General features: G+C 59.0%; 17 protein-coding genes. 13 read left to right on the forward strand and 4 right to left on the reverse strand.

Translation table 11 applies throughout. The features are described from left to right. The 3 genes from O4H53_RS11375 to O4H53_RS11385 all read right to left on the reverse strand — a co-directional run. On the reverse strand, positions 1–267 hold a 267-nt coding region (locus O4H53_RS11375), incomplete at its 3' end, for a helix-turn-helix domain-containing protein (protein WP_331284232.1). Positions 268–487: 220 nt separating this feature from the next. Beyond that, positions 488–1,141 carry a hypothetical protein gene (locus O4H53_RS11380; protein WP_121066465.1) on the reverse strand — a complete coding sequence of 218 codons (654 nt, stop codon included), beginning with the start codon at positions 1,139–1,141 and terminating at the stop codon, positions 488–490. A gap of 85 nt (positions 1,142–1,226) precedes the next feature. Continuing rightward, positions 1,227–1,496 carry a hypothetical protein gene (locus O4H53_RS11385; RefSeq protein ID WP_111550073.1) on the reverse strand — a complete coding sequence of 90 codons (270 nt, stop codon included), beginning with the start codon at positions 1,494–1,496 and terminating at the stop codon, positions 1,227–1,229. A 197-nt stretch (positions 1,497–1,693) separates the two neighbouring features. Between O4H53_RS11385 and O4H53_RS11390 the strand changes: the two genes are divergently transcribed. From O4H53_RS11390 to virB11, 13 genes are all read left to right on the forward strand, one after another. Beyond that, a complete protein-coding gene (locus tag O4H53_RS11390; protein ID WP_111550072.1) occupies positions 1,694–2,035 on the forward strand; it encodes a hypothetical protein in 342 nt (113 codons plus the stop codon). 277 nt (positions 2,036–2,312) lie between these two features. Further along, a complete protein-coding gene (locus O4H53_RS11395; protein WP_375342731.1) occupies positions 2,313–2,666 on the forward strand; it encodes a lytic transglycosylase domain-containing protein in 354 nt (117 codons plus the stop codon). Continuing rightward, entirely contained in the window at positions 2,663–2,947 is a 285-nt protein-coding gene (locus O4H53_RS11400) for a TrbC/VirB2 family protein (protein WP_009819927.1), read from the forward strand. The genes O4H53_RS11395 and O4H53_RS11400 overlap by 4 nt, the downstream gene beginning before the upstream one ends. 23 nt (positions 2,948–2,970) lie before the next feature. Beyond that, positions 2,971–3,246, forward strand: a complete 276-nt coding sequence (locus O4H53_RS11405) for a type IV secretion system protein VirB3 (protein ID WP_037239481.1) — start codon at positions 2,971–2,973, stop codon at positions 3,244–3,246. A gap of 100 nt (positions 3,247–3,346) precedes the next feature. Further along, on the forward strand, positions 3,347–5,605 hold the full coding sequence (locus O4H53_RS11410; RefSeq protein ID WP_269363922.1) for a VirB4 family type IV secretion system protein: 2,259 nt from the start codon (positions 3,347–3,349) through the stop codon (positions 5,603–5,605). A gap of 165 nt (positions 5,606–5,770) precedes the next feature. Further along, on the forward strand, positions 5,771–6,859 hold the full coding sequence (locus O4H53_RS11415) for a lytic transglycosylase domain-containing protein (protein ID WP_170134536.1): 1,089 nt from the start codon (positions 5,771–5,773) through the stop codon (positions 6,857–6,859). Beyond that, a complete protein-coding gene (locus O4H53_RS11420) occupies positions 6,849–7,658 on the forward strand; it encodes a type IV secretion system protein (protein ID WP_111550068.1) in 810 nt (269 codons plus the stop codon). The genes O4H53_RS11415 and O4H53_RS11420 overlap by 11 nt, the downstream gene beginning before the upstream one ends. Positions 7,659–7,661: 3 nt before the next feature. Next, positions 7,662–8,150 carry a hypothetical protein gene (locus O4H53_RS11425; RefSeq protein WP_072506894.1) on the forward strand — a complete coding sequence of 163 codons (489 nt, stop codon included), beginning with the start codon at positions 7,662–7,664 and terminating at the stop codon, positions 8,148–8,150. 2 nt (positions 8,151–8,152) lie between these two features. Then, positions 8,153–9,154, forward strand: a complete 1,002-nt coding sequence (locus O4H53_RS11430) for a type IV secretion system protein (RefSeq protein WP_072506893.1) — start codon at positions 8,153–8,155, stop codon at positions 9,152–9,154. A 2-nt stretch (positions 9,155–9,156) separates the two neighbouring features. After that, positions 9,157–9,801 (forward strand): virB8 family protein, encoded by a 645-nt coding sequence (locus O4H53_RS11435; protein WP_111550067.1) that lies wholly within the window; start codon positions 9,157–9,159, stop codon positions 9,799–9,801. Between the two features lie 3 nt (positions 9,802–9,804). Beyond that, the gene (locus tag O4H53_RS11440; RefSeq protein WP_111550066.1) at positions 9,805–10,536 is read left to right on the forward strand and encodes a TrbG/VirB9 family P-type conjugative transfer protein; all 732 of its coding nucleotides are present in this window, start codon (positions 9,805–9,807) and stop codon (positions 10,534–10,536) included. 2 nt (positions 10,537–10,538) lie between these two features. Next, positions 10,539–11,996 (forward strand): TrbI/VirB10 family protein, encoded by a 1,458-nt coding sequence (locus tag O4H53_RS11445; RefSeq protein WP_111550065.1) that lies wholly within the window; start codon positions 10,539–10,541, stop codon positions 11,994–11,996. Positions 11,997–12,106: 110 nt separating this feature from the next. Continuing rightward, complete coding sequence (gene virB11, locus O4H53_RS11450; RefSeq protein ID WP_111550064.1) at positions 12,107–13,105, forward strand: P-type DNA transfer ATPase VirB11; 999 nt, start codon at positions 12,107–12,109, stop codon at positions 13,103–13,105. A gap of 128 nt (positions 13,106–13,233) precedes the next feature. Here virB11 and O4H53_RS11455 read toward each other — a convergent pair whose 3' ends face one another. Next, entirely contained in the window at positions 13,234–16,317 is a 3,084-nt protein-coding gene (locus O4H53_RS11455) for a type III restriction-modification system endonuclease (RefSeq protein ID WP_111550063.1), read from the reverse strand. Positions 16,318–16,328 lie beyond the last annotated feature (11 nt).

The raw sequence follows: 16,328 nt of genomic DNA on the forward strand, positions 1-16,328 counted from the left end.
AAGCTTGGCCAGCGCGGCCTCATCCGTTCGCAACTGGCGCGACGTCTTGCCAAGTTCGACCGCTGCGAGATCTTGCGCGCCAAAAAACACCGGTTCACGATGGGGAGAGGTCCAGTCGGATGCGCGGGTGCGCCCGATGATGTAGTTCAGAACTGCCAAGCGCGCCGGGCGCAGGCCTATATGCGGGGCAACCTCTGAAATTAGCGCCATGACAGCACCTTTGGTCCAGCCTTCCGGCAGGGTGAGATGGGTTTGGATCACGTTCACTGTCTAGTCCTTGTGAATTGGGACAAGGCTGCAACAGGGCATCCGTGTCCCCGCGAGCGACACGTTTTTTCATTGCCTTGACTGTCGGGACTGCTAGAACGAGATCACAGTTTGATTTGATCTGACGGAACGCCAATTCCGTTGTTCTTTGAGCCCCTCGCTTGGTTGCCGCCTTGCGGGGGTTTCTTCTTTTTTATCGTTTGCCTGTGACTGTTTGAGATCAGTAGTTGACTTGTTCGAAGCCATAGGCGCCCTCAAAATCCTCCCAATCGACGAACACAGCACGGACCCAGATATCGGGGCAGTTCTGGCCGTATCGCTCGGCCCCTCGGAAGGCTGGAGGAAGGGCACTTATCGAGCTGTTTTGCCACCGGAATTGGCCGTCTTGATCATACGTGCCACGCCGCACAGAAGCATATCTGTTGCAATCGTCACGGCCCTCCCTCTGACGTGCCGTAACCTGAAAGACATCTATGGAGCGGACGAAATCAAAAGCAGGGTCCGTCACATCGATATCGGCGGCACGCCCGACAGCTTGGGCGAGCTGGAGCGTTTCTCGCTCTCGGGGCAGGGAGACTGCTTGACCAGGATTGAACCCCGCCAACCTGTAGAGGCGCTCAAACGGGTCCGGCGCCTCGAACTCAGCACGCATTGGACAACGCCAGATCTGCAGCGGTGGTTCGACTGGCCAGGGCGTGATCCGGCGGATGAACTCCGCGCGCGCACGGGCGCAGGGAACCGACGCAGGCCAACCGCCTGCGAGGCACAGGAGGATCGCACAATCGATCTGGTAGCCTTGTGCGGTGGCAGGTTTGGCAGCAAGCGGTGTAAGCCCGATCGCGATGATCGCGGCAGTTGACACAAGCCGCCTCATGACAGAGCGCCGCCGCTAACCCGTTGGCGTATAATCAGACTTATGTTAATTGTGTCATAATTGCTGACATATTTTGCGCGTCGTTTCATTGGAACATCTCCTGGTAAGCGTCAAGCACAAGACGGACTTCGGCCTGCGCGGAAGCTGATGCTGCGGCGAGGCAATTCAGATAGGTTTGTGCTTCATCGAAGTAGGTGTTGAACTCGGCTCTGATGTCGTCGCCGTACTCGTTCAGGAGCGCAGGCGAGGCCGCCAGCTCCGGCCGCAACGGCAACACGCAGTCCATCGCCAGCGTCTCGGCGGTTGCTGGGATCGCTAGGGCGATGAATGTGCTACATGCCAGCAACCGCGACATCTGGTGGTCTCCCGACAATCTGGGGGCGAATCGTGTGTCGGACCTATCATCGAAAAAATATCGTAATCAATCAAAAGATATCTATTGACCATCTAAAGTGTTTTCCGCTACGTCGCCGCATATCTTGTGACATGCACTGTTTGAAGCGGTGCAAAAGCAGGTTACTTCCGTAGGAACTTCTTTCCTTCGGAGGCAAAATGGCAGGAACAAAATACCCCGTGATCCTAACATCGCACATGCAAGAGGCGATCGAGGGTGGGGCATGGATCGAGGTGGAATGCATTGAAGCCCCGGAAAAGGGCGGCAATACGCATAGGGGTGGCTGGACGGTTTTCGTCTGCTCCAATGACGGTCAAGGCGGTGTGCACCGGTCGGTCTATGTGACCAACCGGGATCTGAAACCACGCGTCTTCAAGACCGCAGCAGGGCTCATGAGCTTCTGCCTGGAGCTCGACGCAAAGGTATTCAGCTGCCCTCTCCGAGAAGGCGAGAGAGGCACGTGGGAGTTTGAGACGACAAGGCATCCTACCAGCGGCTAGCCTCGTTCTCTGGGGGCTTTCAGGCCCTTCCACTTATGCACAATCCGTTATCGATCTCGATGCTCCAGACCGTGTTGGTCGACTGACCAGCAGCGTTCTCGACTTTGCAAGACCCCAACCCGAGCAAAGCGACGTTGTCGCACGCATCGAGGTCGTCCCTCTTGATTCACCACGCCTTTCTCCGTCTCGGGTCCCATCGGGCCGCCCTGCGATCGAGACTATGATCCTTGATGTGGGGTCGGTTTACGTGGACCACCCGGCCCTGCGGAGAGCCGGGATGTCCTCTCGCGATTGGCTCGCATTCTTTCGCGCCAACATCGCTATTGAAAGCGCATTTGATCCAGGCGCGCGGTCGCATGTCGGCGCAATCGGGCTTGGGCAGTTGATGCCGGACACTGCGCGCGTGCTTGGCGTCGATCCGCATGATCCTGAGCAAAACCTGCATGGATCCGCCCGCTACTTGCTGACACAACTTGATCGTTTCGGCACGCCGCAGCTTGCGCTTGCAGCCTATAATGCCGGCCCCGAAGCCGTGGCGCGCCATGGCGGGATTCCCCCCTTCCGCGAAACCCAAGGCCATGTCCGCAAGGTCATGGCCGTCTATGCCCAATCCATCGGAGACCAGATATGAAACGCATCGACTATACCCGGGCGGCATTGGCCGCGTTGCTGATGTTGGCCGCAGCCCCGGCGCTTGCACAGGACCTCAGCCCGGTCTCTGACATGATCGACAACATCATCGACGCGGTGACGGGTCCGATCGGTCGTGGCCTCGGCGTGCTCGCTCTCGTGGGATCGGGTGTCATGATGTTTTTCGGGCGTCTCAACTGGCCGATCTTCGTCGCCGTGTTTGTCGGCGTGGTGCTGATCTTTTCGGCCGAGACCATCATCGACGGCTTTGCGGCTCCTTGATCTGACTGACTGCAGAGACCTTCATGCGCGACACACCACTCTTTCTGGGGCTGACCAAGCCGCCACGGATATTCGGTCTCCCGATCGGATATTTCGTGGCGCTGGTCTTCGCATCCGTGATCCCTTTCATTCTGGTTGACGACATGCGGTTCCTGCTGGTGTTCCTTGCGGGCTACCCACCGCTTTGGCTGGTCGCAGACCGCAATCCACATCTGTTTCAGATTTTGAACGTGGTGATGTCGCGCACCCCGCGAACGAGTGTGCGATCCTGTAATGGGGGCGATCTCTATGTCGCGTGAGTTTCGGGGGTTAATTGCCAGCAGCGCTGTTCGGGATGCACTTGGGGACAAGGTTTTGAAAGCCGAGCGTCTTGGGCGGCACCTACCTTACATTGCTGCGGTGCGAGACAATGTCATCCTGACGCGGCAGGGTGATCTGATGGCGTCGGTCACGCTTGGCGGGATCGACAGCTTCACCAGCGATGACGCCCGGATCGATGAGATCAGTGAAGGCTTTGCCCGGATCGTCAGTCAGTTGGGCGAGCGTTTCGGTTTCCACATCAACAAGGTATCACGCCCGGATGTCGCGGACCTTGCTGCGCCTGACGGTATGCCTTTTGCAAATGCGGTAGACGCGGCGTGGCAGAAAAGCCTGCGCGCACGTGACCTGAAAGCCCGCACCTTGATGCTGACAGTATTGATGCGTCCGTCGATGCCGCAGGCATTCTCGAAGGTTCTGGGTGCCCTAGGCGGGGGCCGCGATTTCCAGAAAGACATCGATACGCGAATTGTTGCCCTGGAAGAGGCCATGACGCTGCTCATGGCAATGTATTCCGACGCAGGTGCAGCGCGCCTGACAGTCTCGAGCGGGGACTGGCTTGCAGTGTTGGCCGCGGTTCACGGACAGAGCTACGGCAAAATCATCGCGGCCCCCGGGCAACTGTTGGCTGACACGATGAGCAATTTCGACGTCAGCTTTCAAGGCAAAACCATGCGGCTGGAAAGCGGCGACAGCGCACGATACGGCGCGATTTTCGGGATAAAATCCTATCCCAGTCGCACCTGGCCAACCATGCTTGACGCGTTGGAACTGCCCTATGACATCACGATCACCAACTCTTTCACGCCGCGGCGCGCCAATGAGATGGTTGAGCGCATTCAACGCACCTTTCGCCAGCGGGGTGCCTCCGAGGATGCTGGTGTCAGCCTGACAGAGCAATTGATCGAAGCCGCCGACGCCGTGGCATCCGGACGGTCGACCTTTGGGACACATCACGCCTCCGTGCAGGTTTTCTGTGACAGCGCCGAGGAACTGGAACAGGCAGCTTCCGAGATCTGGCGGGCGGGGCAAGAGACCGGTGCCGTTCTGGTCCGGGAATCCTGGGCCGCAAAGGCACTCTATTTCGCGCAAGCGCCTGGAAACTGGGCCTACCGGATCCGTGACGGGATCGTTTCGTCGCACAATTTCGCGGAACTGGCGGCCTTTCACAAGACACGGCCAGGGCGCGGACCTGAGGCCAGCCCATGGGGCAAGACGATCACGGCCTTCCCGACCGTGACCTCCAGCCTCTACCGGTTCAACTTTCACGAAGCCGGGCGCCGGACCGATGAACCAAGCGTCGGGCACACGCTTGTTCTGGGCCGCACCGGGTCCGGCAAGACACTCGGCACGGCTTTTCTCATGGCACAGGCCCGAAGAGTGGGTGCGCGAGTCATCGTTTTCGACAAGGATCAGGGGTTGGAGATGGCGATCCGCGCTTTGGGTGGCAGCTACAGCGAAATCAAGGTGGGCCAGCCCACCGGCTTTAACCCGATGACCACGGAGACCGATGCGCGGGGGGCCGCCTGGCTGACAGATTGGCTCGGCGACATTCTGGCCCGTCACCGTCCATTTGAGACGGTCCAGACCGCAGCACTGAACGAGGCGGTTCGTCAGATCGCCGCCGCGGAGCCGGGCCTCAGAACCTTCGACGGTTTGGCAAGTCTCGTGGCCTCCACCGATGATGATGGCGACCTGGTGTCCCGCGTGCGGGAATGGACAGAAGTCGGCCGGTACGGTTGGCTTTTCTCAAGGCCCAGTGCCCAGGCGATTGCCATTGGCGAGGATGTCCTTGGTCTCGACATGACCGAACTTCTGGACCAGGACGCAGAACGCTCAGCCCTGCTCGCCTATCTCTTCCGCCGTATCGAGCGCGTGATCGAGGATCGCAGACCAACAATCATTGTGATCGACGAGGCGTGGAAGATGTTGGCTGACGATATCTTCGTCAAGCGCCTCCATGACTGGCTGGTTACCATGCGCAAGCGCAACTGCGTGGTGATGATGTTGACCCAGACACCGGGCCATCTGGACCAAAGTTCGGTCGGCCAGATCATCGCGGAAAGTGTGGCAACCCAGATCCTGTTTCCCAATCCACGGGCAAATCCGGAGGATTACAGCATCCTGCGCCTGAACGCGCGCGAGGCGGATTTTCTTTCCAGCCCGACAGCCGGGTTGCGGCTGGCATTGATCCGTTCTGGCGCCGACAGCGTGTTCGTCAATACCGATCTCGCAGGCTTGGGCGGTCTGGTTACTGTTCTTGGTGGCGGCAAGACCGGCGAGGAAAAGGCGCCTGCCAATTGGCGCAAGAAAGAAGAATTCTGGAAGGACATGATGTGAAAGCACGATTTTTTCTGTTGGTCGCCATGACGGTCCTGAGCGCTTGCGAAGGTGCATCAACAGGCGTGCGATCGCCCTGTTTTGAACGGCCCGCGATGGCGTTCTCGGCCCCTGCTCCCGATCTTGTTTCACGGAATGCGCATTGTGATTTCCAGAGCTTCTAGAATGGCGATTCCGTTGGCCTTGGGTCTTGGCTCGCTTGCCTCCGCGCAGGGCGTGCCAGTGATCGATGGCTCCAACCTTGCCCGCGCTGTGTCGCGCGTCGAAGAGCTCGCACGCGACGCCTTGCGGCAGGGCCAGAAGCGCGACGCCCGCCAGGATCAAGCGGACATCTATCAAGAGCAGCTTGAAGCCTACGAACGTTTCCTTGCGGAGACCACCGGTGTCACCGACCTGAGTGGGTTCGAGGCTGGTGGGCCCGGCTGGGCGAGCGCTGCAGAGACTTACCCAGCCCAGGAAGATCATCCTGATGCCGATCGCCTCTTCGGTGAGCCAAGCGACGTGGAGCGCATGATCATCACGGTGGCGCGGCGCTATGAGGGGCATCCCGGTGTTGCGGCCGCCGGTCTGACGCCACTGACATGGCGTATCTTGTTTCAGTCACTGATCAAGCAGGAAAGTCGTTTCAACAATGCAGCCGTCTCCCACGTGGGTGCGCGCGGTTTTTGCCAGCTGATGCCGGGCACAGCATCGGATCTCGGTGTGAACCCGTATGATCCTTGGGAAAACCTGGACGGTGGCGCACGCTACATTCTCACGCAACTGAACCGCTTCGGTCGGATTGATCACGCTCTGGCGGCCTATAATGCAGGCCCCGGCCGTGTTCTCGAATATGGTGGTGTGCCTCCTTTCGAGGAAACCCAGACCTACGTCCGGCGTATCAACGGCTATTACAACGACTATCTTGGCACCATCACCGGCGTCGACATGACAGGGTCACTGGCGGGCTTCGATGGTGCCTCGGCCGCCTGGGGCAACTGGGCGGATGCCTCGGTCGGCTATGGCGCCTACATGGGCACCCAGATCGATCAGGCCATGACGAGGATCGCGGCGCTTTTGCGTGAAGATCCGCCCGGTAACGCAAAAGAGGCGCTGGACCGCTCCACCTATATGCTTGCTGAACGGGCGCGGCTCATCGCGCTGACGCTGCGTCTGCGCGCGACCCACGTGAAAGTCGAAGCGGCACAAGGTTTGACCGAGGCCGCCGATCACTTAGAGCAATCCACTTTCTGGAGGTATTCCGATGAGGGCTGACACCCGCATTGCCGCAATTATTGTCGCGGGCACTCTCATGGCGGCACACCCGCCCGCTGCCTTCGCTCAGGGTGTGCCTGTGATCGATGGATCGAACCTCGCGCAGAATATCGAGCAGCTGCAGGCCGCGCTGCGCGATGCAGAAAACCAGCTCCAGCAAATCGAGGAATTGCGCACCCAGATCGAGCGCCTCACTGACATTCAGGGCCTTCTTGATGACGTCCTGGGTTCAATTACCGGCCTGAATGAAATCGCAGCCCTCTACAACGATGTGGAGGACCTGCGTGCCCGCGCTCAGAAGATCACCGATCTATCGGGTTTCATGGACAACCTGTCACTCGGGGATTTTGACAGCCTGCTGGACGATCTGCTCGATGGCGACGTCACCATGGGTGAGCGCCGCGCCGCAGATGCCATGCGCGAGACCATGGCCAGTGCGGGGTTCACCTCGGAAAAACTCACCGAGCTGAACGACGCCGGGAACCCGCAAGGCGCTGCCATAGCCGATCTGGCGGCTGCCAATGCCATGGTTATCGGGCAAGCCCAAATTTCCTACGAGGAAGCCGCCCAGAGCATCGAGCGCATCGATGGGCTGGTGGAAGCGATTGGCGATCAGGAAACGCTCAAGGAATCGATCGATCTCAACACCCGTATGGCCGCGGAGACGAATTACATGCTGGGTCAGATGTGGCGCCTGAATGCCGCCCAAGGCTTGGCGCAAGGTCAAAACGGCATTGATTTCGCGGCCGAGCAGGCCCGCACACGCTCCTTCTTTGATTTCTCCGGCGCCGAGGACTGACCCTTGAATACATCACTCAAAGCACTTGCAGTTTTCATCGCCCTAGCAGGCAGTGCCTGGGCGGAAGACTTGCAAGACCTGCCCGACGATACGTTGCTCGGGGAGGTCGTCACTGCCACCGAAAATGGGGAGGAAGAGCGCCTCCTCGATCTCATGCGCGAGGTACAGGCAAGAGGGCTCTTGATGTTCCCGAAGCCGCAAACCTGCACCTTCAGCTATCCGGACACTGAGTTTTTCGGCAACGAGATTTTTCGAGGAGCGGTTCGGTGGGGCTTCGGCACCGACCTGAGAGAGCTTGCAATGTCGCAGGGCTTCTGCGGCTGCATCTATGATCTCGGGTCGCTCGATGCGTTTACGCAGGAACGGATTGGCAAAGCGGCGCAGGATGCAACTACCAGCGATTTCAGCGTCTTTCGCAAATACCGTCGTAGCGATTGGTCAGATGTAAACGAGCGCTATCAGAACTTCCAATTGGAGCGGTGTGGTAGTTAAGGATGGCCATAATCGCTGAGGTTCTGGCATTGGTAGATGCCACTGTCGCGGGCGTGGCAGCTGACACGTATGCTGATACGGTTGCCGCAGTACGCCCGGTTGTACAGACCGCATCTGTGTTGGTGGTCGTTCTTGTAGGCGCAAATGTGGGTCTGCAAGCCGTGCCGCTCTCGGTTTCCACAATCGTGTCGGTAGGGCTGCGCATTGTGCTGGTCAATGTGTTTTTGATCTACGCAAACCTTTCTGTTCCGTACGATGCGCTGACAAATGCTCCTGCCGAACTTGGTGCAGGTATTCTCAACTCCCTCTCAGGTGGTGATGTCACAAACCTTTATGACGGCATAGACGATCTCTACTCCCAAGCCCTGAATGTCGGGCAGGCGATCAGCCAGAATGGAGGCTGGCTGGCCGGTGCCATGACCAGCGTGGTCATGTTTCTTGTGGCCGCCGCCATGGCGACGATCACCATCATCGTTCTGTCGGCCGCCAAGATCATGTTGGCGGTATTGATCGCCATCGCACCTGTGGTCGTGGCTTGCACATTATTCAAACAATCGGCGCCGCTGTTCGAGGCATGGGTCAAACTCGCCATCGGTTTTTCCTTTGTGCCGCTGTTAGTGGCTGCCATGGCTGGCTTCACCATAGCGACGGGTGAAGCTGTCGCACCTGATAGCCTCGACAGCGTCGAAACACTCGGGGACGCGATTTCGTTCGTCGTGGTGATGATGATCGGCGCCGGCCTGATGTTGCTCGTGCCAACTTTCGCGCAAGGGCTTGCCGCCACGAACATCGGCCTCGCCTCGATCGGTGCAAATGCCGCGCGGATGCCCGGGAACGCGTGGCGCAATACCGGTGCCGCGATCCGGGGCGGAGATGACATGCGACGGGGCTTCAATGCAGGACTTCAGGGACAAGGCGTCTCCGACCGATCGTCCAGCGCGGCCCGCGCCGGGAGCTATGCGGGCGGTGCGGTCAAGCTCGCCGGAAAGATGAAGAAGGGATAGTCATGAGTGATTTCGATATCGATTTGGTGATGGGTCCGCGCCGGGCAGCGCGCGCCGCATGGATCGTTGCGGGCTGTTCCTGCGCCGTATCCGTGCTGTTGGCCCTGACCATTACGGTTATGTTGCCCCTGCGCGAAACCGAAGTGTTTACCGTCCTCGTCGACAGCACGTCGGGTGCAGCAGAACGCATCTATCAGGTTCAGCCGACTGGTATCACCGATGAGGAAGCGATCAAGGAATCCCTGCTTGTCAGTTATATCAGCGACCGCGAAAGCTATTTCAGGAACGGCATTCAAGAACGGCTCGAAAGTGTCCAGCGGCGCTCCAGCGGGCCCGCCCGCGCCTCGCTGATAGAACTCTGGACCGCGGGGGCCGAGAATTATCCACCGCGCAGCTACGGCGCGAATGCGCAGGTCGATGTCCGCGTGCGGGCGATCACCTTCCTGCAGGACGAAGTGGCTCAGATCCGGTTCGACAAACGCCTCACCCGACCCAACCAGACCCCCGTCACGCAAACATTCATCGCCACCGTAGGGTTTGAATTTGCCCCCCGCCGCGAACGCTCCCTGACACGCGTTTGGGAAAATCCCCTTGGCTTCTCGGTGACCGCTTACCGGGTCGATGCCGAAACACTGACACGAGAATAGTTCATGAAAACCTTCATAATTGCCATCGCAACGGTCGGCGGGTTGCTCGGAACGCCCGCCTTGGCCGAGCGCGCACCGGTCACCATGGGTCAGGACGCCCGCGTTCGCCACGTGACCTTCAACCCTACGGATGTGATCCGGATCGACACCCACCTTCGGGTGAACACGTCAATCGAACTCGGTCCCGGCGAACGGATCAATCAAGTCCTGATCGGTGACTCCGCGTCCTATGAAGTGGAGGTTCTGTCAAACCGCAATACGATCTCGATCAAGCCTGTCGAGGCACGGGCTGCGACAAACCTGACGATCTTTACCAACCGCCGCGCTGTCGCCTTCTATCTGACAGAGGGACGCTCGCGGACACAGTCTTTCCGGGTCGTCGTAAACTTTCCCGACGAGCGACCCGCCGGGCGCCAGCTTGCGGCTGGAGGCCGAGATACCGGCTATCAGTTCGCGGGCAGCGGTGCGATCCGCCCGGTGCGGGTCTGGAATGATGGGCGCTCGACCTTCTTTGAATTCCGGCCCGGCGTGCGGCCCTCGATCTTCGGCTTGAACGCTCAAGGCTATGAGATCACCCAGAACAGCCAGACGCAAGGTGCGGTCGTGCGGGTCACCGGCGTGCGGGACGCCTACACGATCCGCATGGGCGACGATCATATCTGCATTACCCGTGAAACTGGTGGGTTCACGACCGAGGCTGCTGCCGTGGCCGCCCTGCGTGGACGGGAGTTCTGATCATGAGCAACGAGAAAACCGGGGAAAAGGAATACAGCTTCGCACCCAAGCGGCGCGCATCTCTCGGGCTCAGGCTTGGTTTGGGTGCGTTGCTTCTGGCTGGGACCGCCATCATTGCCTACCCGCTTGTGCAAGGCAGCGGCATCACTTCTGCCGTTGAAACATCGAAAGCCGACGACTTTCAGGATCAGGTCGACGGTGACGGGTTCGGCCGCATGACAACCGACGCGGAACCGACCGAACAAAGATCAGAGCCTAGGTTCGATCCCGGACCAATCGAGGATGAACTCGCGGCGCAGCGCCAAGCCCTCGAGGAACAGAACGCCAAGCTTGCGAGCGACGTGGTCGCCCTACAAGCCCAGTTGGCAAGACTGGCCGAGGCCCCTGCCCCCGACAATTCCGCCGAGCTGGCCGAAGCGCTGCGCTCGGTCCAGGAACAGAACACGGCGCTCATCGCCCAGATGCAAAGCGAGATGGACACCCGGTTGGCAGAAGCCGATCTTGAAGCGCAAAAACGTCTCGCTGATGAGGTTGCCGCACGCGCGCGTGTTGCCGATGGCCGGATGGAGCAGTTGATGGAGCAAATGCTCGGACTGCAGCGCCAGAACGACGCCCTGCAACAGCAGATCGATGACGGTATGCGTGACGCTCTACGCGCGCAAACCGAGCGGGATCAGCTCGCTGCCGAGGAAGCCGCGCGACGGGCTGAACTGGACCGTCGGCGTGCCGAGGCGGCGGCGCTGCGCAACACACAAATCCGGTCCGAAGGGGTGATCTTTGATGCGGGCGGCCTGACGGGCAGTCCGGCATCTGACCCTGAGAGGGGACCTGCGGTCGGAGATGCGGCGGCGCGCGCCTTCGTGTTGGACGGTGCCCAGCCCGTTCAAGTCGCGACAGCGGAGGTAATCGCCAATCCTTCCAATACGGTTCTGCAGGGCACGCTCATTCAAGCGTCACTGGAAACCGCCATCGAATCCACATTGCCCGGACAGATTACCGCCATCGTGAACTACCCGGTCTGGAGTTTCGATCAGTCCCGCGTTCTCATTCCCGAAGGCTCCCGCCTCTTCGGGACCTACAATTCGAATGTCTCTTTGGGCCAGGCCCGCATTCTGGTTGGCTGGTCACGCATCGTCACACCCGAGGGGCAATCGGTTCAGCTCGCCGCATTTGGCGCGGACGATCAGGGCCGCTCGGGCGTCACTGGCTCCGTGAACTCCCGCTTTGGGCTGCGCTTTGGCACAGCCGCATTGCTCTCGATCATCGGCGCAGGACCGGCAATCGCCGCATCCGAGGCCAGCTCCGAGACCGGATCAGAAATTGCCGAGGATGTCGCGGGCAGTTTTTCGCAGGCCACCAATGCGGTGATCGGCGAATATACCACCCTGCCTCCGGTTATTTCGGTCCAGCCAGGTGCTGCGATCAGTGTGATCGTCGACCGTGATCTCGAGTTCTATTGAGTGCGTTTCAGGTTCGACAAAATAATCATGTGCCGAAACACGCGTTCGACCGAAGGGAGAGGCCGCGTGTCTAAAAGCAACACAAACCTGAAACACACGGGCGGCCAGCCATGAACCCGACGGCAGAAAAAGCCAGTTTTCTTTCGACCTATCTAAAACCCCTGGCTGCACCGATCGCCGATCCCTGCGTGGTCGAAATAGCGGTCAATCCCGATGGAAAGGTCTGGGTGGAAACCCGGGGGGCTGAGCATATGGTCGGCCTCGAAGGTGTGTTTTTCTCCCCTTCCCAAGCTCGGGACCTTGCAACATCCATTGCCAGCGCCACCCACGGACAGATCAGCGAGAAAAAGCCGCTCGTCTCCGGCAAGATCGAGATGAACGGCAAGCCGATCCGGGCACAGGTCGTCTATCCACCGGTCGTGGATGGCGGGCCGTCGATCACCTTGCGCCGCTACAGTGAAGACCAACTCACCTTGGGCGACATCGGTCTGTTGCACGGTGGACTGGTGGATTTGGATGCCGAACGACAGGCAAAAGCCGAACGGGTGATCGCACTGACCGAGGCGGGGGATATTCGAACCGCCATGAAACTCTGCATCGAAGAGCGGTTGAACATCATGATCAGCGGCGGGACGTCCACGGGCAAAACGACTTTTGCCCGGGCGCTTCTCGCGCTGGTGACCAAGACGGAGCGTATCGTGACCATCGAGGACGCATTCGAGCTCTTTCCTCCGCAGCCCAATCGCGCGATGCTCAAGGCTGACCGTGTCCCCTCAAGTGAGCGCACCGCGGCCAAATTGCTGGAGACCTCTTTGCGCATGCGTCCTGACCGGATCATTCTTGGCGAGTTGCGCGGCGATGAGTGCAAGACCTTCCTCGACGCGATCAACACCGGCCATTCAGGCTCTTTCACCACAATTCACGCCGATACCGCGCAGAAGGCGCTCGACCGCCTTGCCCTCATGGTCATGTCGGTGGGCATCAATATGAGCTTTGAGGAGGTAAGGCGCTATGCCGCGTCCAGCATCGATGTCGTGGTGCAGCTTGGTCGGAAAGACGGAAGACGTGGGGTCGAACAGTTGTGGGTGCCTGGCAGCTCAAATCCTTGAGGGGATCTGCTAGTCCGCCACAGAGGGCCTGCACACAGCGATGATGCTTAACGGGGCACCCTGATCTGCAAGCGGAAAATGGTCTGTTTGGCGTCAACAGGAAACTTGAGGGAGATACCGCGGTTTCTTCACCCCACATCTTTCACCAGCGTCATAAGTTCAGAGTAGCTGGTGACCACATCATACTTGACGCTGTTGTCATTGATCCGTCGACCGATTTCGTCAAAGAACTTTCGGGCACATTTGATCTTGGTCTGTTCCAGTTCACGCATCTTCATCGAGGGGAGGTCAGACTTGGTCTCTGCGACAAAGTAGAGATGCTTGATACCGCCTTCTTTGAACGCGATCGCCCAATCCGGGTTGTAGTCACCAACGGGTGTCGGGATCAGGAAGCCGCGTGGTAGTTTGGAGTAAACGACAACCTCTGCGCTTGTATCGAGATCCCTGACAAAGTCGCGCTCTACCTTTGAATCCACGATCGCATAATCATAGACGTGGTTCTTCAGCTTCTCAGTCGCCTTCTTGAAGTCGTTGCCCGTTTCGCCCGCCGTGAACAGCTCGGAATCATAGCGCTCTTCGACTGCATCGTAGGTCAGCTTTTCGATGATCGCGGTTGCTTTTTGCTCTTGGATCAAGTGCGAGGCATCAGCGATGAATTGTTCAGGGTTCTTGGCAAACTCACCAAATTTTGCCGGTTGGATCCCGGCCAGGATTTCGCCCACGGTCTTGCGTGTCAAATCAGTATTCTGAGCAATTGATCCGATGACATCGTATGACACGCGTGAATGTGCACTCTTGCCGCTCTCAGACCGAATTTTCCCCTGCACGAAGGCACTGCCATCCCGAAGGTTTTCATCGGTCACGTCATCGGACAAGGCACCCTCCGTCACCAGATATTGCAGCGGCGCAACCTGCAGTTCGCTTTCCAACCGGTTAATACAGCTTTGGACCAGTGCGACGCTGTCGAACTCGACCTGATAGACGGCCTTTCGGTTTATCCGGCGCCAAAGCTCTTGAAACTCCTTGCGCTGGAAATTTTCATTCAGCCGGTTTCTCTTTGGGGTGCGCCCGTCGCTGAACATGTCGTCGATGGCCCTGCCATTGAAAACGGTGTCAATCAGCGCGAAGACGGCATCGCGATGGGCTTCCAGCTCCTCGGGAAGCTCTGCCAGTGCCTCCGACTTACGGGCCTCGTGATAGGCGGCGGTGATGTGGCCATCTTCATCGACATAGTCGCTCTTGATCAGGAAGCGCTCCAACTTTTTGGCAAGCGATTTGTCCAAGACCAACTCCAGATCGCCGGTTTTCAACGTCTTGCCATCAAAATACTCGGCATCCGCCTGCTTGGGCCGAGCCGACAGGTTCTCGACGATCTCTTTCTGCAGGGCTGTCACAAACCCCTTGTAGCTCTCCGATGCGACTACGGTCAGCACGTTGATGTCATGCACGGTCACCGGATGATCCATCCTCTCGCCATTGCGATTGACCGCGATCCGCAGACCGCGCCCGACTTCCTGACGCCGTGAGATGGTGTTCTGGCTTTCATTGTGCTTGAGCATGCACATCACGAAGACATTGGGGTTGTCCCAACCTTCTCGCAGGGCTGAGTGGGAAAAGATGAAACGCGTGGGTTCCTCAAAGGACAACAGCCGCTCCTTGTCCTTCAGGATCAGATCGTAATCACTGGGTTCTGTCGATTGGCCCGCCAACTCGCCACGGGCGGCAGCCTTGGGGTCTGTCATCCGCCCCTTCTTGTCGATCGAGAAATAACCGCGATGGGTCTTGCCCACCTCGATCCCGGTCAGATAGTCGCGATACTCCACATTCTCCAGCGGCAACTCAGCAAGTAGCTCGTCAACCGCCTGCGCGTATTCTTCCTCGAACACCCTGGCATATTCGCCCTGCTCGTCAGCCTGGTCGTAGTCACGATACTTCACCACCTCGTCGATGAAAAACAGCGACAGCACCTTGATCCCACGCGCGAACAGCGCCTGTTCGCGTTCCAGATGGGCCGAGATCGTTTCGCGGATCTGAATGCGCCGGATGTCGCGTTCCGTCACATCGCCCGACGCCTCACCCGCGTGCAGTTCATCACCATTGGTGAAATGCACCGTGTCATCGCGGGCGTCGATATTGCTGACAACGAAATCCTTGTAGACCTCCAGCCCCTTGGACAGATCGAACAGGTTGCGCCCCTGTTCCAGTTTGCGGGCGACACGTTTGATCCCGCTCTGCATCTTGACCTCGATATCCACCCAGGCGACCGGCGCGGCGCTTGAGGTCTCGATCCGGTGCAGGAACAGATAGGGGTTCGTCCCGCTCAGGCCTTTGGTTTCCACACCGCGCACCTTGATTTTCTTGACCAGCTTCCTGTTGAAGGCATCCACCGCATCCAGACGATGCACCTTGTTGTGGACGGTTCTGTGCGTCGCCGAATAGCGCAGGATGAACAGCGGGTTGAACAGCGGTAAGCTTTTTTGCGTCGCCGGCCCTTCCATTTTCTGCGGCTCGTCCAGGATCAGGATGGGGCGGTTCTTGGCGATCACGTCGATGGGCTTGCGCGACTGGAAATCGTCCAGCTCGTCATAGATCCGCCGGTTATCCGCCCCTGACGCGTTAAAGGCCTGAACGTTGATCACCATCACGTTGATGCCCGCGTCCGACGAAAAGCTCTCCAGCTCGTGCAGCCGCTTTGAATTATAGACGAACGCCCGGACCTTCTTGCCGTATTCTTGCTGGAAATGCTCAGCCGTCATCTGGATCGACTTGGCCACCCCTTCGCGGATCGCCACGCTGGGCACCATGATGATGAACTTGGACCAGCCATAGCGTTTGTGCATCTCGAACATGGTCTTGATGTAGACATAGGTCTTGCCCGTGCCTGTCTCCATCTCGACGTCGAGGTTGATCTGCGCGCCGGGCTTGTAGCTGGCGGGCTTGGTCTTGCCCTTGTCATCGGTGTGATGCGTCAGGCTGTCCGACGGGGGCAGCATCGCGCCGCGCTGCACCTTGCGGATGTTCTCCAACAAGACGTCCTCGGGCAGCTTGACAGGGGCGTTGCCAAAACCCTCCACCTCCATCTTGGCCTGCCGGTCTGCGCCGGGGTCGATGGTGTATTTCTGAACATCCTGCCGGGGCTGGCCCTCAAAGCAATCGACCACCGCATCGACGGCATCGGTCTGATAGGGTTGCGACTTGAACTTGATTTTCATGACTGTCGCTT

It is taken from the genome of Sulfitobacter sp. G21635-S1 (genome assembly GCF_027213915.1).
GTDB lineage: Bacteria > Pseudomonadota > Alphaproteobacteria > Rhodobacterales > Rhodobacteraceae > Sulfitobacter.